This window comes from Dehalobacter restrictus DSM 9455 (assembly GCF_000512895.1).
GTDB lineage: Bacteria > Bacillota > Desulfitobacteriia > Desulfitobacteriales > Syntrophobotulaceae > Dehalobacter > Dehalobacter restrictus.
On the sequence record NZ_CP007033.1, the window covers coordinates 2684985 to 2705392 of the forward strand.

23 protein-coding genes are annotated in these 20408 nt (G+C 44.6%); 8 read left to right on the top strand and 15 right to left on the bottom strand.

The genetic code is table 11. The features are described from left to right. The first annotated feature begins 40 nt into the window (after positions 1–40). From DEHRE_RS15060 to cshA, 5 genes are all read left to right on the top strand, one after another. Positions 41–178: a hypothetical protein gene (locus DEHRE_RS15060; RefSeq protein ID WP_015044780.1), complete on the top strand. Its 138-nt coding sequence runs from the start codon at positions 41–43 to the stop codon at positions 176–178. Next, a complete protein-coding gene (locus DEHRE_RS12850; RefSeq protein ID WP_019224651.1) occupies positions 160–852 on the top strand; it encodes a Crp/Fnr family transcriptional regulator in 693 nt (230 codons plus the stop codon). The genes DEHRE_RS15060 and DEHRE_RS12850 overlap by 19 nt, the downstream gene beginning before the upstream one ends. Positions 853–889: 37 nt before the next feature. Next, positions 890–1156: a hypothetical protein gene (locus tag DEHRE_RS12855; protein WP_019224650.1), complete on the top strand. Its 267-nt coding sequence runs from the start codon at positions 890–892 to the stop codon at positions 1154–1156. A 270-nt stretch (positions 1157–1426) separates the two neighbouring features. After that, positions 1427–2584 (top strand): ABC transporter substrate-binding protein, encoded by a 1158-nt coding sequence (locus tag DEHRE_RS12860; RefSeq protein WP_025206193.1) that lies wholly within the window; start codon positions 1427–1429, stop codon positions 2582–2584. Between the two features lie 277 nt (positions 2585–2861). Then, a complete protein-coding gene (gene cshA, locus DEHRE_RS12865; protein WP_019224648.1) occupies positions 2862–4277 on the top strand; it encodes a degradosome RNA helicase CshA in 1416 nt (471 codons plus the stop codon). 115 nt (positions 4278–4392) lie between these two features. Here the strand turns inward: cshA and DEHRE_RS12870 are convergent, their stop codons facing one another. From DEHRE_RS12870 to modA, 3 genes are all read right to left on the bottom strand, one after another. After that, entirely contained in the window at positions 4393–5064 is a 672-nt protein-coding gene (locus tag DEHRE_RS12870) for an ABC transporter ATP-binding protein (RefSeq protein ID WP_026071816.1), read from the bottom strand. 5 nt (positions 5065–5069) lie between these two features. Continuing rightward, positions 5070–5762, bottom strand: coding sequence for a molybdate ABC transporter permease subunit (modB, locus tag DEHRE_RS12875; RefSeq protein WP_019224647.1), 693 nt, complete (start codon positions 5760–5762; stop codon positions 5070–5072). 279 nt (positions 5763–6041) lie between these two features. Continuing rightward, positions 6042–6830 (bottom strand): molybdate ABC transporter substrate-binding protein, encoded by a 789-nt coding sequence (gene modA, locus DEHRE_RS12880; protein WP_019224646.1) that lies wholly within the window; start codon positions 6828–6830, stop codon positions 6042–6044. Positions 6831–7063: 233 nt separating this feature from the next. On the opposite strand from modA, the gene DEHRE_RS12885 reads away from it, so the two are divergent. Further along, positions 7064–8017 (top strand): helix-turn-helix transcriptional regulator, encoded by a 954-nt coding sequence (locus DEHRE_RS12885; protein ID WP_019224645.1) that lies wholly within the window; start codon positions 7064–7066, stop codon positions 8015–8017. 107 nt (positions 8018–8124) lie between these two features. On the opposite strand, the gene DEHRE_RS12890 is transcribed toward DEHRE_RS12885, so the two are convergent. The 6 genes from DEHRE_RS12890 to DEHRE_RS12915 form a co-directional block, all read right to left on the bottom strand. Next, positions 8125–8967 (bottom strand): DegV family protein, encoded by an 843-nt coding sequence (locus tag DEHRE_RS12890; RefSeq protein WP_015044790.1) that lies wholly within the window; start codon positions 8965–8967, stop codon positions 8125–8127. Positions 8968–9300: 333 nt separating this feature from the next. Beyond that, a complete protein-coding gene (locus DEHRE_RS12895) occupies positions 9301–9816 on the bottom strand; it encodes a hypothetical protein (RefSeq protein ID WP_019224644.1) in 516 nt (171 codons plus the stop codon). Between the two features lie 22 nt (positions 9817–9838). Continuing rightward, complete coding sequence (locus DEHRE_RS12900) at positions 9839–10933, bottom strand: sensor histidine kinase (protein WP_242836969.1); 1095 nt, start codon at positions 10931–10933, stop codon at positions 9839–9841. Then, on the bottom strand, positions 10930–11316 hold the full coding sequence (locus DEHRE_RS15420) for a hypothetical protein (RefSeq protein WP_038603407.1): 387 nt from the start codon (positions 11314–11316) through the stop codon (positions 10930–10932). The genes DEHRE_RS12900 and DEHRE_RS15420 overlap by 4 nt, the downstream gene beginning before the upstream one ends. 16 nt (positions 11317–11332) lie before the next feature. Further along, complete coding sequence (locus DEHRE_RS12910; protein WP_019224642.1) at positions 11333–12007, bottom strand: response regulator transcription factor; 675 nt, start codon at positions 12005–12007, stop codon at positions 11333–11335. 132 nt (positions 12008–12139) lie between these two features. Further along, positions 12140–13318 (bottom strand): GGDEF domain-containing protein, encoded by a 1179-nt coding sequence (locus DEHRE_RS12915; protein ID WP_019224641.1) that lies wholly within the window; start codon positions 13316–13318, stop codon positions 12140–12142. Between the two features lie 201 nt (positions 13319–13519). Here DEHRE_RS12915 and DEHRE_RS12925 point away from each other — a divergent pair, with 201 nt between their 5' ends. Beyond that, positions 13520–14704, top strand: coding sequence for a pyridoxal phosphate-dependent aminotransferase (locus DEHRE_RS12925; protein ID WP_019224639.1), 1185 nt, complete (start codon positions 13520–13522; stop codon positions 14702–14704). Positions 14705–14870: 166 nt separating this feature from the next. Here the strand turns inward: DEHRE_RS12925 and DEHRE_RS12930 are convergent, their stop codons facing one another. Then, complete coding sequence (locus tag DEHRE_RS12930; protein WP_019224638.1) at positions 14871–15110, bottom strand: DUF2922 domain-containing protein; 240 nt, start codon at positions 15108–15110, stop codon at positions 14871–14873. 37 nt (positions 15111–15147) lie between these two features. Beyond that, entirely contained in the window at positions 15148–15372 is a 225-nt protein-coding gene (locus tag DEHRE_RS12935) for a DUF1659 domain-containing protein (RefSeq protein ID WP_019224637.1), read from the bottom strand. 143 nt (positions 15373–15515) lie between these two features. Here DEHRE_RS12935 and DEHRE_RS12940 point away from each other — a divergent pair, with 143 nt between their 5' ends. Beyond that, positions 15516–16262, top strand: coding sequence for a DUF3102 domain-containing protein (locus DEHRE_RS12940; RefSeq protein WP_019224636.1), 747 nt, complete (start codon positions 15516–15518; stop codon positions 16260–16262). A gap of 17 nt (positions 16263–16279) precedes the next feature. Here the strand turns inward: DEHRE_RS12940 and DEHRE_RS12945 are convergent, their stop codons facing one another. The 4 genes from DEHRE_RS12945 to DEHRE_RS12960 all read right to left on the bottom strand — a co-directional run bounded on the left by DEHRE_RS12945 (position 16280) and on the right by DEHRE_RS12960 (position 20385). After that, on the bottom strand, positions 16280–17500 hold the full coding sequence (locus DEHRE_RS12945; RefSeq protein ID WP_019224635.1) for a S1C family serine protease: 1221 nt from the start codon (positions 17498–17500) through the stop codon (positions 16280–16282). A gap of 173 nt (positions 17501–17673) precedes the next feature. Further along, a complete protein-coding gene (locus DEHRE_RS12950; RefSeq protein ID WP_025206194.1) occupies positions 17674–18444 on the bottom strand; it encodes an energy-coupling factor ABC transporter ATP-binding protein in 771 nt (256 codons plus the stop codon). Then, positions 18445–19254 carry a cobalt ECF transporter T component CbiQ gene (gene cbiQ / locus DEHRE_RS12955; protein WP_025206195.1) on the bottom strand — a complete coding sequence of 270 codons (810 nt, stop codon included), beginning with the start codon at positions 19252–19254 and terminating at the stop codon, positions 18445–18447. It abuts the gene before it with no gap. Between the two features lie 72 nt (positions 19255–19326). Beyond that, complete coding sequence (locus tag DEHRE_RS12960) at positions 19327–20385, bottom strand: energy-coupling factor ABC transporter permease (RefSeq protein ID WP_019224634.1); 1059 nt, start codon at positions 20383–20385, stop codon at positions 19327–19329. Between the last annotated feature and the right edge of the window lie 23 nt (positions 20386–20408).

The following is a 20408-nucleotide window of genomic DNA, read 5'->3' on the forward strand; positions in this document are numbered from 1 at the left end:
GTAAATCACTGGAAATACACCGCCAAAAAGGTTATAATTCTTGTATAAAAAAATGCGCAAACCGGCAGCCCAAAGCAAAGAATCCGCCGGTATGGTCACAGAAATCCTGACAAAAATGAAAGATGCGCTACAGGATATCGATTCAGAGGTGTGTGGGACATGTATGAAAAATGGCTAAAGCCGTTGAGCAGCTGTGCGCTGTTTGACAAGATTGAACCCAGCGAAATTCTTGGTATTCTTCATTGTATGAATATAAAAATTCATGATTATAAAAAGAATGAATGCCTGACCTTAGCTGGGGAAACGCTCTCCAAAATTGGTGTAGTTTTGAGCGGGAATGTTTCCTCCACCAAAGAAACGGTTTCCGGGAACAGGGTTTTAATCAGTATTCTTGGCCCCGGAGAAATGTTCGGAGAAATGGCCGCCTATTCCGGTACAAAGTCCTGGCCGGTCACAGTCATCGCCCAATCAAGCTGTACGGTGATGTTTTTTCCACAGGACAAAATTGTCGGCTGCTGTGAGAAAGTATGCATCAGCCATAAGAAATTGATCATGAATATGCTGAAGGTCTTATCGAACAGGGCATTAATGCTCAATAAAAAGGTAGAGTACCTTTCAATCAAGAGTCTCCGGGGCAAGGTCAGCACCTATTTACTCGATGAGTACAAGAAGACCGGCAATCATACCTTTCAATTAAACCTCAACCGGAATGATTTGGCCGATTTCATTAACGTCTCCCGCCCTTCCCTTTCCCGTGAACTCTGCAAAATGAGAGACGAAGGAATGATCGATTTCCACAGTACAGCGATTAAAATAAAAGATTATGAGGTTTTAAAAAAATTTAGCGAATGAAGTTGTTGATTTAAACGATACCTGAAGGAGTGTTGTGATGACGAAGGACACCTTTGCAAGAACATTTGGCTTCGAGGATTATGGCCATATGCTTGCAAGTACAACAACTGTCTTTAAGGACAACGATGCTGATACTTGCTGGAATATCACCAAACTCTCGCAGGATAGATTTCTTACCTGGGATGATGCTGAAATCGGGGACGACCGGGTTGAAGTATTCTTGACAGAAAATGAAGCCCAGGCTTATCTGAAACAGCTAAGAGACAATCAAAATATACTCAAGACCGTCATTACGGACAGATGATGTCCCGGTCCAGAGGCAACTTAGTTGTTAGCGAGACTTTAACTTTGGTTAAAGTCTCTTTTTAGATTGCTTTGATTACTGCCGGAGTTTTGCTGGTTGGACAATGGAAAAAACAAAAAACCTGCTCGACAAAGTAATAGCTTAAATTTTGCTTGTGCGCTGAGGAACATCGTAAAAAGCAACTTCATTGTTAAACTGATTCTCTTATTGACACTTTCCTCAATAAACTATACGATTAAAATGGTTGGAAACGTAGGAGGATCAGAAGATATGAAATTTAAACAAATCTGTTCTGCCACCTTGATTACAGGACTATGTCTGATGCTTGTATCCGGCTGCAATGCTCCAAAAACAGCAAAAATAAAAATCGGCGGCAATTTTGAATTAACCGGAGAAATTGCCGAGTTTGGAATCATGGGTGAAAACGGGGCGAAGCTGGCAATCAAAGAAGCGAATGAAAATGGAGGCGTACTTAAACGTCAAATTGAATACATCAGTGCCGACAATCAGTCCAATGCTGCCGAATCAACCGCAGCGACCACCAAACTGGTTACACAGGATAAAGTCATCGCGATCATCGGTTCGATGACGAATGCGAATACGCTTGCAGCAATCCCTGTTGCGTCCGCCAACAATGTACTGCTGATTACGCCGACCAGCACAGACGAAAGCATTACCGTCGGCGATGAAGGGCTGAACAAATGGGTGTTCCGGAGCTGCTTTATCAACACTTTCCAAGGGGAAATCGCTGCATCCTATGTGCTGAACACACTGAATGTGTCCAAAGCCGCGCTGATTATTGATCAGAACGGCACCTATGCCAAGAGTCTGGCAGTAGGTTTTCAGGATACTTTTGAAAAAGCAGGCAAACAAATTGTCGCTTCCGAAGAATACACTTTCGGCCAGGATACAGATTTCCGGGTCATGCTTGCAGAAATTAAAGCTCAAGACCCTGATGTGATCTTTGTCCCCGGATGGGCCAATCAAGCCGGGGCCATCATAAAGCAGGCCCGTGAAATGGGACTTGACACGGTCTTCCTCGGCGGTGATGGCTGGGGAACAGGGCCGATTAGCGATATTGCCGGCAAAACCGCGCTGAACAACGCTTATTATGTAGATCAGGTCGCTTTGGATGATCCAGTCCTGGCAGACTTTGCAGCTGCTTACAAAAAGGAATACGGTCAGGATGCTGATATGTTTGCCGCACTTGGTTACGACGCTGCGAACATGATCATCACAGCCATTGAGCAGGCGAACAGCATGGATACGGAAAAGATCAGGGAAGCCCTCGAGAACCTGACAGATTTTCAAGGAATCACCGGTACAATCACCGTGAATCCTGCAACCCATAATCCTGAGAAAAGTGCTGCCATCTTGAAGTTTGTGGGAGGCCAAAAAGTATTTGCTGCTCGCGTGGATCTTCAATAAAGGAAATTTGTGAACGTAATTATAGATAGAGTAATGAAAGAAGGCAGTTCTCTATTCTTTTATACTTCTATTTTTCTGTAATTCTGTTTCCTATTTCTTTCAACAGTTGTATTTAACTTCCCTGTTTTTCAGTTATGTGTTAAAATGTTTAGATAGATTTGATTAGATATTATAACGATTGCTTTTTCATTTATTATTTATAAAAATGAATAAATGATATGAAGCAGTTTTTGTCATAATAAAATAGTAAACACGATAAAAAAGGAGAACCATTTACATGTCAAATTTCTTTGAAATAGGCCTTAGTAGTGTACTGACCAAAGCTATTTCTGAAATGGGCTTTGAAGAGACCACACCGATTCAGGAGAGAACGATTCCGCTTGTGCTGGAAGGCAAGGATATTATCGGGCAGGCTCAGACCGGAACTGGCAAGACAGCCGCTTTCGGAATTCCGATGATTGAGCGTATGAATCCTGACAGAGAAAGTATCAAAGCCCTTGTGGTCACACCAACCCGGGAACTAGCTATCCAGGTAGCTGAAGAACTGAACCGTATTGGTCAGTTTAAAGATGTCCGGTCCCTGCCAATTTACGGCGGACAGGATATTGACCGGCAGATCCGGTCTCTGCGGAACCGGCCGCAGATTATTGTGGGGACTCCCGGACGGCTGATGGACCATATGAGAAGAAGAACCATCCGTCTTCAACAGGTTGAAACGGTCGTGCTTGATGAAGCAGACGAAATGCTCAGTATGGGTTTCGTGGAAGATATTGAAAACATTCTGAAGGAAGTTCCCGAACAAAGGCAGACGCTGCTTTTCTCTGCAACGATGCCAAAATCGATTCTGGATCTGGCCCAGCGCTTTATGCAGAATCCGGAATATATCAGCATGAAAACCAAAGAGATCATAGTTCCTCAAATCGAACAGTGTTACGTGGAAGTCCAGGAAAAACAAAAGTTTGATGTACTCTGCCGCCTGTTGGATATTCAGTCTCCCGATCTGGCCATTGTCTTTGGACGGACAAAGCGGCGGGTCGATGAGCTGTTTGAGGCTTTAAGCAAAAGAGGTTATTCCGCGGAGGGAATCCACGGCGACCTGACCCAGGCCAGGCGCGATATGGTAATGCGTCATTTTAAAGAAGGTTTAACGGAGATTCTGGTTGCTACGGACGTTGCGGCCAGAGGTCTCGATATTAGCGGCGTGACGCACGTCTACAATTTTGACGTTCCCCAGGATCCAGAAAGTTATGTCCACAGAATCGGACGTACTGGCAGGGCCGGCAAAGGCGGACAGGCGATTACATTTGTTACTCCAAGAGAGATCGGCCATTTAAGACTGATTGAGCAGGTCGCCAAAAGAAGAATTACGCGCAAGCCTCTGCCGACCTTTAACGACGTACTTGTCGGTCAGCAGCGCCTGACCATGGATAAAATTCTTAAAGCGGCCGAGGACGAAGATATTTTACGCTACAAGGAAATGGCGGAGGAACTGTTGGAGGACAACGATTCCATCACTTTGTTATCCGCTGCACTGAAGCTGCTGACAAAGGAGCCAAGTACTGCTCCGATCGTGCTGACCGAGGAAGCGCCTTTGCGCAGTAGGCAGCCCCGCAGGTTTGACCAGCAGCAAGGATTCCACCGAAACCGCGATAACAGCAAATATCCTTCAAGGTTTCCGAAACGGAAATTCTAAACGAATAACCCATAAGATGGTTTACAATTCATAAACATTTTGGCAACATATAAAAAATCCTTTCCGTTTTTAGCGGGAAGGATTTTGCGATTTATTCAAGAACAGGTGACAGGGTTTAGCCTTTAATGTCTCCAAAGCTTTGTCTTCTATTGGAAATGCTTTGGCCCCTGTCTATGCGGATGATCTGATCCCCCAGCAGTTCTGCTTCAGCAAGATCATGGGTAACCAAAACAAAAGGAATTTTCCACTGGCTTTGGATTTTCTTTAGCTCCTGCTGCAGCCCGCTTCTCGTTTCCTGGTCAAGAGCTGACAAAGGCTCATCAAGCAGCATGATCTCAGGTTCGGTCATTAATGCCCTGGCCAAAGCGACCCGTTGCTTTTCTCCTCCCGAAATATGCTGAGGATAACGGTTCTGGAGGTGAAGAATACCAAGCATCTCCATCATCTCCTCAGCAGCCCGCGGTTTGGCATGACGCTTTTCCTTGCTTACTCCGTACAAGATATTTCTTCTGACCGACATATGAGGAAACAAGGCATACTCCTGGAATACGTATCCCACCCTTCTCTCTTTTGAAGGACAATTAATTTTATTCTCCGAGAAGTAGACGATACGATCGTTGATTTGAATGATCCCCTGGGAAGGAGCTTTCAGTCCGGCCAGGCATTTTAAGATCGTCGTTTTTCCCGAGCCTGAGGGTCCAACAAGGACCAGAATTTCATTTTCAGCTTCTAATTCGGCCTCAAGCTCAAAATGACGAAGCGTTAAATTAAATTTAGCCTTTAGCATCTTACTTACTCACTCCCCTCTTCCTGAATAAATCCTTTTTGCTGCCTTTTTGACCAACGGTTCAGCCAAAAGATCACTAAGAAGCTGAATACCGTCATGATCACAACCAGAATCATCGCCGTTGCAGTATCCCCGCCTTCATTGGCCATATAAATCGCAATCGGCATGGTTTGTGTTTTTCCGGGAATATTGCCTGCGATCATTAGTGTGGCTCCGAATTCTCCAAGAGAACGCGCAAAGGATAGGATGAACCCCGAGACAATACCCGGCCAGGAAAGCGGGATCGTGATGGTAAGAAAAACGCGCAGCTCACCTGCACCCAAGGTACGGGCAGCATTCTCCAGCGTTTTGTCGACTCCCTCCATTGCAGCTTTCGTCGATTGATACATCATAGGGAATGATACTACAGCCGCAGCAATGACTGCTCCAGCCAGATTGAACACGACGCTGACATGAAAAACACCGGTCAAAAATTGACCTAAAGGCCCATTCTTACCGAACAGCCAAAGCAGGATAAAGCCAACGACCGAAGGAGGAAGAACCAGCGGCAAAGTGACAAAAGCCTCTACCAGATCCTTCCCCGGAAAATTTCGTCTGGCCATATGACCGGCTAAAGGGATCCCCAACAAGACAACAATGATAACTGCTGCCGTTGCAACTTTTAGGGATAAGATAATTGGTGTGTAGTCAAAGCTCATTAGCGTCTCTCCTGATCCGTGCAGAACAAATATCCTATTTACTGTACTCTATCAAGCCAAAATATGAAATACATGACAGCAGATTTTAAGCAATACTGCGTTAACATACCGCTCCTTTACTACTAAAAATCTGCTCGCCATAATTTGATAATTTAATATATTTATTTCGGGCATGTATTATCATACCTATTATTTAGATATAAAACAACTAAATATCAACAACTAAATATTTATCATGCTGTCAAATTCCACTGAATGTTGATGATTCTTCTTATTTGTTTATTTGAAACCGTATTTTCCAAAAATTTGTTGAGCATCTCCACTGCTTAAGTAACTTAAGAAATCCTTCACTTCAGTCAGATTCTTGGTACCGGCAATTACAGCCGCAGGATAAACAATGGTGCTATGGCTGTCAGCCGGTGCAACTGCAACGACTTTTACTTTATCGGATCCCTGAGCATCAGATTGATAGACAATACCAGCATCAACGTTCCCGCTTTCTACGTATGTCAGTACTTGTATGACATCTTTGGCCAGAACCAATTTGGCTTGCAGCGTGTCCCATAATTTCATACTGGTTAAAGCTTCCTGAGCATATTTCCCTGCCGGTACACTGTCCGGAGTACCAATACTGATTTTGTTTGCCTTGGCAAGGTCCTGAAAACTGGTAATATCTTCATTATTTTTCCCTGCAATCAGCACAAGATCGTTCCCAAGCAGGTCAATCCGGGTCTCTTCCGCTAAAAGATTCCCTTTTTCCAATGCATCCATTTGTTTTTTTCCTGCTGAAATAAATAAATCAGTCGGCGCACCTTGCTCAATCTGCTGCTGCAAAGAACCAGATGAACCATAGTTAATCGTCAGATTAATCCCTGCGTTTTTTCCTTCGTACTGTGTTTCTATTTCCGTCATGGCATCTTTTAAACTGGCTGCTGCTGATACAAGAATCTCCACCGGAACCGTTTCTTTTTGTTCAGTACGATTTGCTGAACTACCCGAACTGCTGCAGCCAACAAGTACCAAACATGAAACCAAAACCGCAATCAGAATTCCACCCATTTTTTTCATTAAATTTTCCTCCTAAAAATAAATGATATGTTTGCTTTCCTATCTCCATCCAAGATAAACAAACATAAGCCAATTAAACTAATATAAATGATTATACAATATATAACTCGGCCCTTCAATATTAATTGAAAACCAATATAGACCAATATAATTGTTTTGTTCTTTCATTTTGAGTACTGTTTTGTCCTGTGATATAATAAAATGATATTATTTTAAAATTGAGGTGACTGGCATTGCTTGAAAGCACTTCCTATACCCCTGAAGAAGTAGCCCAGAAACTTAAAATATCCAAGTATACCGTCTATGAATTGATCAAACGCGGGGATCTTGCTGCATACCGGGTTGGACGTAAGGTAAGAGTAGAGGACAAGGATATCGAAGCCTATATTCAGAAAAGCAAAGGTGCCTCAATGACGACCGACGTCTTTACTTATCCAGTCTTAGAGCACTCTTCAGAATCCGTCCGTTCTCCTGATGTCTCTATATCGGATACGGTCGTTATTTGCGGCCAAGATATCATACTGGATATTCTAACCCGTCACCTTTTGAAACAATACCCGAATATCAAATTCTTAAGAAGCTATATCGGCAGCATTGATGGTCTGCTGGCACTCTACAGGGGTGAAGCCAACATTGCTACTGTCCATCTCTGGGACAGTGATGCCGATGATTATAATCTTCCTTATATCCGAAGACTTATGCCCGGACACCAAACAATCGTGATTAATCTGGTCTATCGCCAGGAAGGCTTTTATATTTCCCGTGGCAATCCTAAAGATATTACATCCTGGAAAGACCTGATCAGACCGGACGTCCGGTTTATTAACCGCGAACGCGGGTCGGGAGCCCGAGTCTTGCTTGATGAAAAATTGCGTATTGAGAGTATCCCACATCACTTGATCAATGGCTACTACGATGAAGAAATGAGCCATATGGCCGTGGCCAGCAAAGTTGCGCGGGGAGAAGCCGATGTAGGGCTTGGCATTGAAAAAGCAGCTATGCAGGTGTCAGGTCTTGACTTTATTCCACTAAAAACGGAAAGATATGACCTCGTGATGCGCCAGGAAGACCTGAATAAACCACATTTCCAGGCCCTGCTGGCTATTATCCGTTCTGAAGCCTACCGCAAGGAAATCAAGGGATTAGGCGGCTATGATGTCTCGCGGATGGGCGAAATGATGGGGTAGTCAAAACATATAAAAAAAGAGAAAAGACTTCCTGCTGCCTTTCGAAAAGGCAGCAGGAAGTCTTTTCTCTTGAAAATTTACTAAACAGATATCGTATTGTCACCTGGTTACTCCAGCTGGATAGCTGCTCCAACTGTTCCCGGTCCTGTATGGGCACCTATTACGGCTCCAACCTGCGCAAACATCTCAGCCGGTTTTTGAAAAGCATTCTCCAGTTCTTCTTTCAAATATAGTCCTGCCTGGGGAGCCGCTCCATGCGCAACGGCAAATTTAATATTTGTCCTTTTCCCAGCGAAGTCCTGAAATGCCTTGACAATGCTTTTTAAAGCTTTCTCCTGACTCCGGACTTTGCCAAAATTCTGGTAAACTCCGTCATCACCTACCCGGATTACCGGTTTGATATTCAGCAGTGTCCCCATAAACCCTGATACCCTGCCGATTCTTCCGCCTTTTTGGAGGTATTCCAGCGTATTTAAGGTAAAAAGCGTTTCAATGCTATTTCTGGCCTGTTGAAGCTTATCCAAAACTTGAACTGATTCCAAACCCTCTTTGATAGCTTTGGATGCCTCCATTACCATCAAGCCCAGACCGAGGCTTATGGTCTTAGAATCCACTAGATGAATGGCACCTTTTATTTTCTCTTTGGCCAGATGGGCCGCGTTCAACGTACCGCTTAAGCCGGAAGAAATATGAATGGAAATAACCTCCTGATATTCTTCAAGAAGCATCGAGTATAACGAAACAAACTGTTCCGGGGAAGGCTGAGAGGTTTTCGGAAGCTCTTCTTCCTGTTCTAGACATCGATAAAATTCTTTGGGGCTAATTTCTCCATCCACAAAACTTTTTTCCCCAAATAGAATTTTAAGAGGAATAACATGGGCCAGACATTTTTTCGATAGTTCGTCCGGCAAATCCGCAGTGCTGTCAGTGACCAAAGCAATTTTTTTCATACTTCATCCTACTCTCTCTTGAAATATAATCTGTTCCATCTCTTTATATGTCTCTTCTTATATCTCTCCATATCATCCCAATATATCAATCACGGAAGATTCACTGGCGCAACATCGGATTCCCCGACCCGGGCACCTCTGACAATGATAAACTTAAGCTCATACGTTTGTCCGTTTGTATTATTCTCTATATTCCGCCATTATCCCTTTAAAAGCAAGCAATCCGTTTTGGGATAAATCGGTGTTAAAAGGGATGCATCCTTCTGATTGGATACATCCCTCAGTTTTTTGATTCAAACAAACCAAAATCCTTCTCGCAAAGCATATTCTGACTTACGTCGTTTGCTGCGACGTTAATTCCACGTATACTGCGTTGGATTCTTCTGAAGTATTCAGTTCTTTCACCCATATTCTCAGGATATCGCCTGCTTTTAAATCACTCAGATTAATGCTGGTTTCCTGAGCGCTATCTGCGCCCGCCGTTCTACTAAAAATTGGTGTATCTTCAGCAATGACAATTGTATAGTTCATTCCGGTCGCCTTATCATTCATTTCCCGTGCCGGCGAAGTTCCTGCACTCGTATCTCCTTGTTCCAGCGGAGCTGCTTTCTGTTCGCTTTGTGAAGAATCCGAAGATTGCAGTTCTGCGACAATCAGTTGTTTTTCACCCACACTGACCACTTTTCCGAGTAAATCCATCTGCCGGGTTGGCCGGACTCCCTCGGTCTGTGTGCTTTCCATCTGTGCTGTTACCGTGTCGTCCGTCGCCGTCGAAGAAGTACTTGCCGAACACCCTGTCAACACGATCAGTAAGGTAACAAGTCCCACAACTAATAACTTCTTTTTCACTCACAAATTCCTCTTTTCTTGGTTATTCCGCTAGATCTACTTCAAACCAAAACTCGACGCCATTTTCCACGTTTTGAACCCCATATGCATTGCCATGCTGTTCCTGAGTGGCCCGGACGATCGACAAGCCAAGGCCTGTGCCGCCATAAGAGCGGGTTCTTGCTTTGTCCACCTTATAAAAGCTGGTCCAAATCTTATCCAGAGCTTCTTCCGGAATGGGAGTGCCGGAGTTGAAAACGCTTACTCTGGCTTTTTGTCCTGTTTTTTCGAGCTTGACATTAATTTCTTTGCGCTGGTCTGCATGATTGATCGCATTGACCAGATAGTTCACGATGATCTGTTCAATCCTGTCGATATCGGCATTAACCGTAAATTTATCCTGAATTTCCTGGGTCAGCTGAATATTTTTCTCTTTGATCGGCAGCATATTCTTTCTGAGGACAAATTCAACCAGTTCGTTTAAGTCAAAATCTGTTTTTTCCAGCCGGGTGTAGCCCGCATCGATCTGCGATAACTCCAGGAGCTGTTTGACAAGCTTATTCATCTTGGCGCTTTCATCAATGATCACATTACAATAGAAGTCTTTATCCTCTTCACTTTCATTGACATTGACCTTGAGTCCCTCGGCATAACCCTGGATCAGTGCAATCGGCGTCTTTAGCTCATGTGAAACATTGGAAATAAATTCTTTTCTCATGTCGTCTATTTTTCTTTCTCTTTCGATATCCTCCATGAGCTTTTCATTGGCCTGCCGGAGTTCATTGATCGATTTCTCCAATTGGGTGGAAAGCGAGTTAATGCTTGACCCAAGTTCGCCAATTTCGTCGTAGGTCCGCACTGGGTATTTTTTGCCAAAATCCAGTTTGACCATGGCCTGGGCGATCTCATTCAGACGAAGGATGGGTTTGGTAAATCTATTTGTAAAGAAAAATACGATCAGCACCCCGATAACCATAATAAACAAACCCGTAATAAGAGAAAACTTATTGGCAATTGCCGCACTTTCCTCGATCGCGACGACCGGAGTGTTTAGGTACAGATAGTCTCCGTTATTTAACCGTCCAACCAGATTAATAAAATCGGAATTCAGTCTGCGGTCAGTGGATTTAACAATCACAGGCTGCGTGGAATTCTGGGCATCTTTAAGGATGGTAATATCAGGAATAAACGAATAATCCGAGCCTCCAGGCTTTTTGAATGGCTCATGAAAAATTCTTCTTCTTTTAATGAAGAAATATATTTGATATACATGGATGAATCAAGAATCGTAATGTTCAGGCCCTCGGTCCTCTCAATTTTCTCCAGATTGAGTAAAATATCGAACGGCTCGCCATCATAGTTTTCATTGATCTCATGGTAGTACTCCTTCAAGGTGCTTTCCTTGTTCAAGTAGTAATACTTCGCAAGAAACTGGTCATTTAAAAACCACGAAAGCAAAACATACAATAGGGTCAGACAACTTATGGCAGTGAATAGTTTTAGTTTGATTGATGATTTCATTAGAATTACCTCAAATTCAGATTATCTCAAATCTGTATCCCAGTCCTCTGACGGTTTGAATAAAGTCTCCTTTGATCCCTAATTTGTACCTTAACCGTTTGATATGGGTGTCCACAGTTCTGGCGTCGCCATAATAATCGTAATCCCAGACTGAATTCAAGATCTGTTCCCTCGATACAGCCAGGCTTTCATTGTCTACCAGATATAAAAGCAGTTCATATTCCTTCGGGCTTAAATCTACCCGTTCTCCGTCAATACTTACAACTCGCCTGTTTTTATCAATCTCCAGGCCGTCAAGGTTTTTAACGCTAGCCTTCGGATCGCTGGTTCTGCGAAGAAGGGCCTGCACCCGCGCGACCAGGATCAGCGGACTGAAAGGTTTCGTAATATATTCATCTGCGCCCAGATCAAAACCGAACAGCTCATCCGATTCCTCAGATCTTGCCGTCAGCATGATGACCGGAGTCTGGCCGCTCTTTCGGATTTCCCTGCATACCGTCCATCCATCCGTCTCGGGCATCATGACATCCAGGATAGCCAGGCTGATATGCTGTCCAGAATGAATAATATCCAGGGCCTGTTTCCCATCTTCCGCTTCGATGACGGTATACCCTTCCTTTTTTAAAAAATCAGCAACCAGTTTCCTCATTCTGGCTTCATCGTCTGCGATAAGTATATTCCCTGCATTCATTGCCTAACCCCCTTTAGGTTTTCCCAACAGTCCATGATTCTATTTGTCTCAGGAGGGATTGTATCCCTGGATGATATTCTAAGGAATGAATGTGTACATTTCGTGAACAACCGATTAATATTCTGTGAAAATTCAGATCTTTGAGCCGACATGGTTTATTGCGTTCTTACCGACCCTTTTGGACTGATACAGGCCAGCATCGGCGGTCTCAATCAGATTCTGGGCTGTCCTGCCATCTTCCGGATAAGCAGCCAATCCAATAGAAACCGAAATATCCGGTTCTTCACTGACTCTCTTTCTGAACCGTTCGGCAATAATCAGGGCATCCGTTATTTTAGTTTTCGGCAAAATGACCAGGAACTCATCTCCGCCGTAACGACCAAGTATGTCAAACTCCCTGATATTTTCCTTGGCAATACTTACGACCTTTTTGAGAACCATGTCCCCGACGACATGTCCCCGGTTATCATTAATGCTTTTAAAATTATCAATGTCAAAAAGCATGAGAGTGAATTCGCCTGTCTTGGGATCATCAATCAGGTTTTTAAAATAATTCATAATCCCCTTTTTATTATATGCATCGACCAGGGGATCTCTCTGGACCATGTTGAGCAGGTGTTCATTGTGCAATTCCATTTCCAGCATTTTTCTCTTTACTTCGTAGTTGATGGTTTTATTGATGTTCACTAGCTTCTCTTCAGCGTTCGCCAATTTTAAACGATACGGCTCCTTTAATGTTTTTTGGATATAACAGTAAAACAGCAGGTACCCGGCAAACTGACATAACGGAATCAAGAAAGAGGAATTGGTAGGAAACTCATATTGGAGCAGCTGTCCAAAACCCATAAATATGACTCCCCAGGTCAATGATATCTGCTTTTCACCGAGGAATCTATGCAGCAATATAATAATGCCGGCGGCCAGGACGACAGCCGCTCCGCCTAAGAATTCCGTCATCGTCAGAATAACCGGCAGGTGGTCCGCATTCATGACCGTGAAAAGTACCAGAAACGGGAAAATCACGCTCAAAGCGGCAGATGCAGCGTAATTCTTCCACCGCCACGATAATATCAGTATAAGCAACAAGCAGAGAAAAGCAAAATTTGTATGATGAAGCACTTTTATACGCAGTACCATATCAGGATATGCTATACTAAGCAGCGCCAAGAGAAACGGCGCAATAAAACTGAATCCAAAAAGAGCCGAAAAACTCTTCTCCTTGTTCATGGTAAATACAAATGCCAAATTCAGAAAAGAAAAACATAAAATAATAATGACTGCAGCCTGATCATTTAAATAGGCATAGAACATTTTAATCCCTCTAATCTTTTCTCGTCTGATTAACTGTAAAATTCGACATTTTCTTCTATATTCCTGTTTTCGTTTATTCTTGACATTTTTTTCATCGATACGGACATTTTGCCGGACTTCAACAAATAGACTTTTTTGTCAAGATGAAATGAGGTAAAATAATACCAGTAACAATATGAATGTCCTAAAGGAGAAATGTGCGTGTTTTCGGAAAAAGTAATCAATAATTTAAAGAATGCCTCCTGGATTAGAGCAATGTTTGAGGAAGGCGAAAGGCTCGCCAAAATTTATGGACGCGAAAACGTCTATGACTTCAGTTTGGGCAATCCCTTTTCTGAGCCGCCAGAAGAGGTCATTGAATCTCTGAAAAATTATGTCACCGGGAATTATAAAGGAATTCATAAATACATGAACAATGCCGGCTATCCCGAAGTCAGAGAAAAAATTGCTCAGTCGCTCCGGAGTGACAGCCAGATCGGACTTACACAAGATAATATCATTATGACTGTCGGGGCTGCCGGTGGGCTGAATGTTGTCCTGAAAGCACTTCTGAATCCCGGTGAAGAAATAATTATCTTTGCACCTTATTTTGTGGAATATATTTTCTATACGGATAACCATGGTGGGAAACCTGTCATTGTGCCGCCGGATCCCCGGACACTCGAGCCGGACCTGGATGCCCTAGAAAAAGCGGTTTCGCCCAAAACAAAGGCGATTGTCATCAATACCCCGAATAATCCAACCGGCATTGTCTACAGCAAGGAGAAGCTGGAACAAATCAAAGAAATCCTGCAGAAAAAAGAAAACGAATACAGTACGATCATCTATATTATCTCCGATCAGCCCTACGACCAGATTGTCTATGACGGGATGAAAATTCCGAACATCCTATCGATTTTTGAAAACAGCATTATTGTCAATTCCTTCAGTAAATCACTCGGCCTTGCCGGAGAGAGAATAGGATATATTGCAGCGAGCAGCAGAATTAAAGACGCTGACGTGCTGAATAACGCCTTAAGCTTTTGCAACCGAACGCTGGGGTTTGTCAATGCTCCCGGATTGTTCCAGAAAGTTATCGGTGATTCTCTGGACGTCAAAACAGATACCGCAGATTATCAAAAGAAAAGAGATTATTTATATGAGCATCTGACTGCGCTTGGTTTTGAATGTGTCAAACCACAGGGAGCCTTTTACCTTTTCCCCAAAGCACTGATTGAGGACGATGTTGAATTTGTCAAAAGAGCCGTTAAATATAATTTACTGCTTGTCCCAGGAAGCGGATTTGGCTGTCCCGGTCATATCAGGATCTCCTACTGCGTAAGTATGGATACCATTGTAAATTCCATTCCTGCGTTTGAAAAACTGGTACAGGAATTCCGATCCTGATAGCTGATCGAAACGAGCTCTTGTAAAAGAATTGCTTATTTAGGAGCATCGCTAATTACTTGAATTCGTATTCAGCGATGCTCCTTTTACAGTTGATTTGGTAACACCAGAATATCAAAAATTCTGTTTAACGCGGTCGCATCAGGGCTGGCTTTGATGCCGGCGCTTAGGCCTGAGGCGGGTCATATAAGTCATCGGTAGTCGTATCGATGACCTTGATGTCTCGTACACCTGTCAGGGCTCCGCTGGATGTCATGAATATATTGCTTTCCACAATCGTATTCATAACGGCCAGGGCCTCGGTCTGATTCAGGTCCTCCCGCGGATCAGGAATCGTAATGGTGAACGTCTTCCCGCCGGCGGTGGCAAAACTTAACCTTGCCACTTTGCTTGTGGTAATGGCCATGGGCTTCTTACCCCCTCTCCCCGGATTTTCCTGCCGGTCACTCCATGATCAGCTCAAAGTTCTTGCGCAGTATCACGTCGAGCACCGGATGCAGCGACAGTCCGAATAAAGCCTGCACAACCTCGAAAAGCGCCTGTTCCGTAGCGTCGGGCCGTACATAACTCAGGCTTTTCTGCCTGCTGATCGGGGCGCCAGCGGAATTAGTACCCTCCTGGTAGGCTACGACCAGCGCCGAATTCAAAGGTACCGCTACAACTGCCATTCCTTTCGCCACCTTTCTTTCGTATGGACAAGCCGTGCTTACCGGCATGTCCCTATACTTTATGATTTTGCTTGTCCAAAAGTTACCATTAAAATGAAGCATGTCCCAAATTATTCAACGTTGAATAATTTGGGACATGCGTTGTGCTGAAGGAAGCCAAAGACCTGCTTCCGCATGGCGGATGGGGCAAGTGGCTGGAAGAGTCGGTGAGCTACTCCCAGATTACGGCTGATCGGCTTATGCGTATTTATAGCGCCTACGGGAGCAATCAGCCCTCTTTACCCGAATCCGACGCGCAGGCGCAGGAACTGCCGAATTTGACCTCCTCTCAGGCTCTGATTCTTCTGGGACTCCCGCCGGAAGACCGGGCTCAGTTCCTTGTCGAAATGGATGCCGAAGGCCTGAGCACGCGAGCGTTGAAAAAGGCTGTTGATGACTGGAAACTAGCCCGGCAGGACAAAGACCGGGCCTTTGAGGAACGGGATCAGGCCCTACAGGAAAAAGAGGATGTCCGTCAAAAGCTGGATGACGAAAAAGGCAAGAATGTTGAGTTAACCGCAGAGCGCGACAAGTTGAAGGCTGAAACGAATCATCTGAAGCAGACCAAACAGAAACTCGAACAGGAGATTGAGAACGGGAAGGCGGCCTATGATAAGCTCAAGGAAAGGATCGGTTATAAAAATATCGAAAAAATGAGCGCTGGGCTTACGGAAGCGCATAACAAGGCGGAAGCCAACAAAATCGCATTTTTATACGACACCCTGAACAAAACATTTAAGGAACTGGCCTATGAGATGACGCGGTTTGCCGCCAAGAATCCGGACGCACACGCCATGTATCAAGAAAAAGTGAGGGACTTTCTGCTCAAATCGATAAAGGAGAAATTGTGAAGCTTAAGGCTGGCTGCTCAGGATTTTAATTCTGCCAGTGTAACCTTAACGTCTTTTGTGTTCTCCTGACGATAATAGGTAATGGTGACCGTATCTCCGACCTCAAATTTAAACAATTCATGGGTCATTTCAAGAGAACTGGTGATCTCAACACCATTGACTTTGGTAATGACATCTCCGGCACGAATCCCGGCTTTATAGGCAGGCCCTCCGGTTGAGACCGCTGAGATATAGGCGCCAGCAGGCCAGCTCTGCTGAGAAGCCCATTCAACAGTATACCGTTCATCGATCGAGACCAGAATGCCTGGATGAGCAGCATAGCCTTTCTTGATCAGCTGTTGGATCGTCGGCCAGGCATCCGTAATCGGAATCGCAAAGCCCATTCCTTCATAGCCGGTGTCTTGATTCTTCGCCGCATTAATGCCAACGACCTTTCCATGATAATCTACCAGCGGTCCTCCGCTGTTTCCGGGGTTGATCGCCGCATCGGTCTGAATCAGATTAAAACTTGCTTCTCCCTGCAGTTCCAAAAAACGGTTCGTCGCTGAAATCACACCCGTCGTCACAGAGCGGGCAAAATCTTCTCCACCTGGATTCCCAATCGCAACCACAGGTTCTCCGACTTGAAGTGTGCTGGAATCTCCGAGACTGACTGCAGTCAGTTTGTCGGCGGATATTTGAACAACGGCCAGATCTGTCCGCGCATCTCCTCCCACGAGTTTACCTGTGATATTACGCCCGTCAGCGAGACTTACCACCAGTTTCTCGGCATCTTCAATAACGTGATTGTTGGTCACAATAAGCCCTTTCTGCGCATCGATAATAAAGCCCGATCCGCTGGCTACTTCGGCAAGCTCACTTGACCGGCCAAATATATTACCGCCGCTCTGGAAATTGGCAATCCCCACGACAGCCGGACCTATTTTTTTCGAAATTTCTACCACCGGATACGTGTTGCCATTACCGTCTGTACTCGTCGAAGTATTCGCGACCGCCGAGGTTGTGACGAGTGAATTCGTGTTAGCCGAACTGCCGCTCTGGTTCTGGATACTCATGATTTCCGGATAGATTACCGGGGCTAAAGTGAGAGAGGCCGTCCCGCCCAACAAGGCGCTGATGATCGCGACAACCGCAATAACCATGATCCCCGGTTTCTTTCTCTGCGGCCGCTCCCCATTGTACGGATAGTCATGATAAGCGTTATAGTCTTTATAATGGTTATTGTTGTTAAAGTCCACGTCATTCCCCACCTTTTTAAATTAAACTTACTTATGCAAAATAATCGGGTTACAGATTATTTATTATTGTAATCATTATTTATGACAATCCTGTGAACTTTTGTTTACAGAATTGTGAAAAATGGCCCCTAAAAATCCGTTCTTAATTTTTTCTGCTTACATCACATCTCATCTTATGATCTGCCCGTAAAGTACCGTTCTCCGCATTTCGGACATCTTTGCAATGAAATCGGCACCTCAAGCCCGCATTGGTTAAGCAGCTCAGCATCCGCCAATATCTCGGCAGCCTCTCCGTCGGCAGCAATTTCGCCGTCTTTGATCACGATGACTCTCTGGCTGATGTCCAGGATCATATCGAGATCGTGGCTTGTAATGATTTTGGTATGTTCAAAACAATTCAGTAGATTGATGACTCTACGGCGGGATCTCGGGTCAAGCGATGCAGTCGGCTCGTCCATGATCAGGACATCGGGCTGCATGGAAAGAACAGACGCAATCGCCGCTGCCCTTTTTTCGCCGCCGGACAGTTTAAAAGGCGGCCGGTCTTTCAGATGTAGGATGCCGACCATTTCCAAAGCTTGAAGAACCCTGCTTTCTACTTCCTTTTCATCATAACGGTAATTCCGGGGACCAAAGGCCACATCGTCATAGACCGTCGACATAAAAAGCTGGTCATCCGGGTCCTGGAAAACCATTCCGAGTCTTTGGCGGATTAACGGCAGTGTTTTTTTGGTAACGTGAATATCGCCTACCAACACCTCTCCGCTGCTCGGAAAAAGAACGCCCATCAGTAGCATGAGCAGGGTGGATTTTCCTGCGCCGTTTGCACCGACAATGCCGACCGACTCCCCATGATGAATCGTGAACGAGATATCCTTAACCGCCTTGTTACCGTCCGGATAAACATAATTAATTGTTCTGGCCTCTAACTTATGATGGCTCATTTAGCTTATCACTCCTGATATTAATAGACCGATCATCAATGGGATATTAATCATTCTAGCAAAAATGAAAAACAACAGCCAGCCGCCAAAATAAGCTCCGTCCCTTACAGTTATCCTGGTGTCGGCTCCTGCATAGTATTCTCCTGTAAAACCACGTACACACATTGCCTGATACACTCTCTCCGCCCTGTCAATGGTCCGCAGGAGCAGCTGACCAACGAGCGTTCCCCAAGCACTGGGGTGAATGCCTTTTTGTTGGGGGGCCCGAAGCTTATATGCCCTTATGCTTCTGGATACTTCTTCGATTAATACGGAAATATACCTGTATGTCAGCAGAAGCTGCAAAACAAAAAGCCGCGGAACTTTCAGCATACGCAAACCTGCAGCAAGTTTATCCATTCCTGTCGTACAAATAAGAATCAGGGCAGCTGTGATCGTTAAGAGACTCTTCAGCAGGATTGAAGCAAAAGTAATCCACCCTCTGGACAATGCAAGTCCGCCCACTGTAATGACTTGAGAATCAAAAAACGGGTTTAAAATACCGATTGCAATAATAAACGGTTCGATCAGGAGTAATCTTGCCAGCACCTGTTTGACCGGCAGCTCTGCAAGAAAAAATACTACCACCGGATAGAAAATCAAGGGCAGCAAACCGATAATTTCGTGCCTGTCATATGAGACCACGACGAATAAGTAGGCGATAGTCGTCAATATCTTAATCAGCGGATGAAGCTTATGGACAAACGTGTCCTTATAGGCCAGCTCATCCATAAGCCTCATGTTGTACAACGAACTTGTAAAGTCAGCCATTATTGCTTTTCAATCCTACTTCCGGAACAGAGTAATTCAAGGCAAGGATATCGTTCCCCGCCTCAAGATGGTTCATGCAGTAACTTTCTTCTTCCTTCTCTTCACGGAACGGATAAAGAACCCTATCATGACTGCCAATACGAGTGTCATCGCGCCGCCCACCAATCCGGATACGGTTGTTCCTGCATCTACAGCTGGCCATGCGACCTCAGCGCTTGTCTCTGAGACCTGTTCTTCGCTCACGCTGCTATCATTTTTAAAACTGTAATCCGGCAAAAATGCTGTTTTACTTTGAATATCGGCCAATATGCCATAAATTCCGCCAGACTCTGCCAGTTCCGTGATCCCGGCGGTCTTTTCCATAGACCATTCCAAGCCGTCCGGATTTGACGATGCAAACCAGGAAAGTCCTCCACCGATAATGACTGCTGCAATAGCAAGTCCGTATATAATCCTTTTTATGGAAGTATTGCCTGAGATTTTTCCCGATACCTGCTTCTCAATAAGTTCAGGCCTCGCTTTCCATACAAAAGTGAGCACTGCGGCGGTAACCAACCCTTCTACAATCCCGATTGCAAGATGAATAGGCTGCATCATAAGTACAAAAGTTGAAAACGGAAGCTCAGTCTTTCCAGAAAAAAACGTCTCCAAGACAACGCTGAAAGCTCCCAACTGAAGCCCGACAACCGCTGCAATCATCGAGCCAGCCATAATGCGTTTAGCCGAAATCCCTTTCTTAATAAACCACTTGGATATCAGCGGATAAGCAATAAAACAGGTATAGAATCCCAGGTTGAATACATTGCAGCCGTAGGCCAAAAGTCCGCCATCGCCAAAAAACAAGGCCTGTATCAACAATATTGATGCCATGGCCAGGAACCCGGCGTACGGCCCAAGCATAGCAGCTAGAATCAGCCCTCCTCCAAGATGTCCGCTGGAACCCGTTCCTGGAATCGAAAAATTAATCATCTGGGCTGCAAAAACAAAAGCTCCCATAACTCCCATCAAAGGAACCTTTTTTTCCTCCATATCGTCTTGAATTTTTTTTATCGAATAAGCCGCTACCCCTGCGGTAGCAACCCACATGGTTCCACCAATAACCGGCGAAATCAAAGCATCTGCCATATGCATTCCCCAACACCTCTATATTTCTG

Excerpts from the sequence above, each read along its gene's own strand:
- DEHRE_RS12850 (WP_019224651.1), top strand. The coding sequence starts at position 160 with ATGTATGAAAAATGGCTAAAGCCGTTGAGCAGCTGTGCGCTGTTTGAC.
- DEHRE_RS12855 (WP_019224650.1), top strand. The coding sequence starts at position 890 with ATGACGAAGGACACCTTTGCAAGAACATTTGGCTTCGAGGATTATGGC.
- DEHRE_RS12860 (WP_025206193.1), top strand. The coding sequence starts at position 1,427 with ATGAAATTTAAACAAATCTGTTCTGCCACCTTGATTACAGGACTATGT.
- cshA (WP_019224648.1), top strand. The coding sequence starts at position 2,862 with ATGTCAAATTTCTTTGAAATAGGCCTTAGTAGTGTACTGACCAAAGCT.
- DEHRE_RS12870 (WP_026071816.1), bottom strand. The coding sequence starts at position 5,064 with ATGCTAAAGGCTAAATTTAATTTAACGCTTCGTCATTTTGAGCTTGAG.
- modB (WP_019224647.1), bottom strand. The coding sequence starts at position 5,762 with ATGAGCTTTGACTACACACCAATTATCTTATCCCTAAAAGTTGCAACG.
- modA (WP_019224646.1), bottom strand. The coding sequence starts at position 6,830 with ATGAAAAAAATGGGTGGAATTCTGATTGCGGTTTTGGTTTCATGTTTG.
- DEHRE_RS12890 (WP_015044790.1), bottom strand. The coding sequence starts at position 8,967 with ATGAAAAAAATTGCTTTGGTCACTGACAGCACTGCGGATTTGCCGGAC.
- DEHRE_RS15420 (WP_038603407.1), bottom strand. The coding sequence starts at position 11,316 with ATGAAATCATCAATCAAACTAAAACTATTCACTGCCATAAGTTGTCTG.
- DEHRE_RS12910 (WP_019224642.1), bottom strand. The coding sequence starts at position 12,007 with ATGAATGCAGGGAATATACTTATCGCAGACGATGAAGCCAGAATGAGG.
- DEHRE_RS12915 (WP_019224641.1), bottom strand. The coding sequence starts at position 13,318 with ATGTTCTATGCCTATTTAAATGATCAGGCTGCAGTCATTATTATTTTA.
- DEHRE_RS12930 (WP_019224638.1), bottom strand. The coding sequence starts at position 15,110 with ATGGCCATTACCACAAGCAAAGTGGCAAGGTTAAGTTTTGCCACCGCC.
- DEHRE_RS12935 (WP_019224637.1), bottom strand. The coding sequence starts at position 15,372 with ATGGCAGTTGTAGCGGTACCTTTGAATTCGGCGCTGGTCGTAGCCTAC.
- DEHRE_RS12950 (WP_025206194.1), bottom strand. The coding sequence starts at position 18,444 with ATGAGCCATCATAAGTTAGAGGCCAGAACAATTAATTATGTTTATCCG.
- cbiQ (WP_025206195.1), bottom strand. The coding sequence starts at position 19,254 with ATGGCTGACTTTACAAGTTCGTTGTACAACATGAGGCTTATGGATGAG.
- DEHRE_RS12960 (WP_019224634.1), bottom strand. The coding sequence starts at position 20,385 with ATGCATATGGCAGATGCTTTGATTTCGCCGGTTATTGGTGGAACCATG.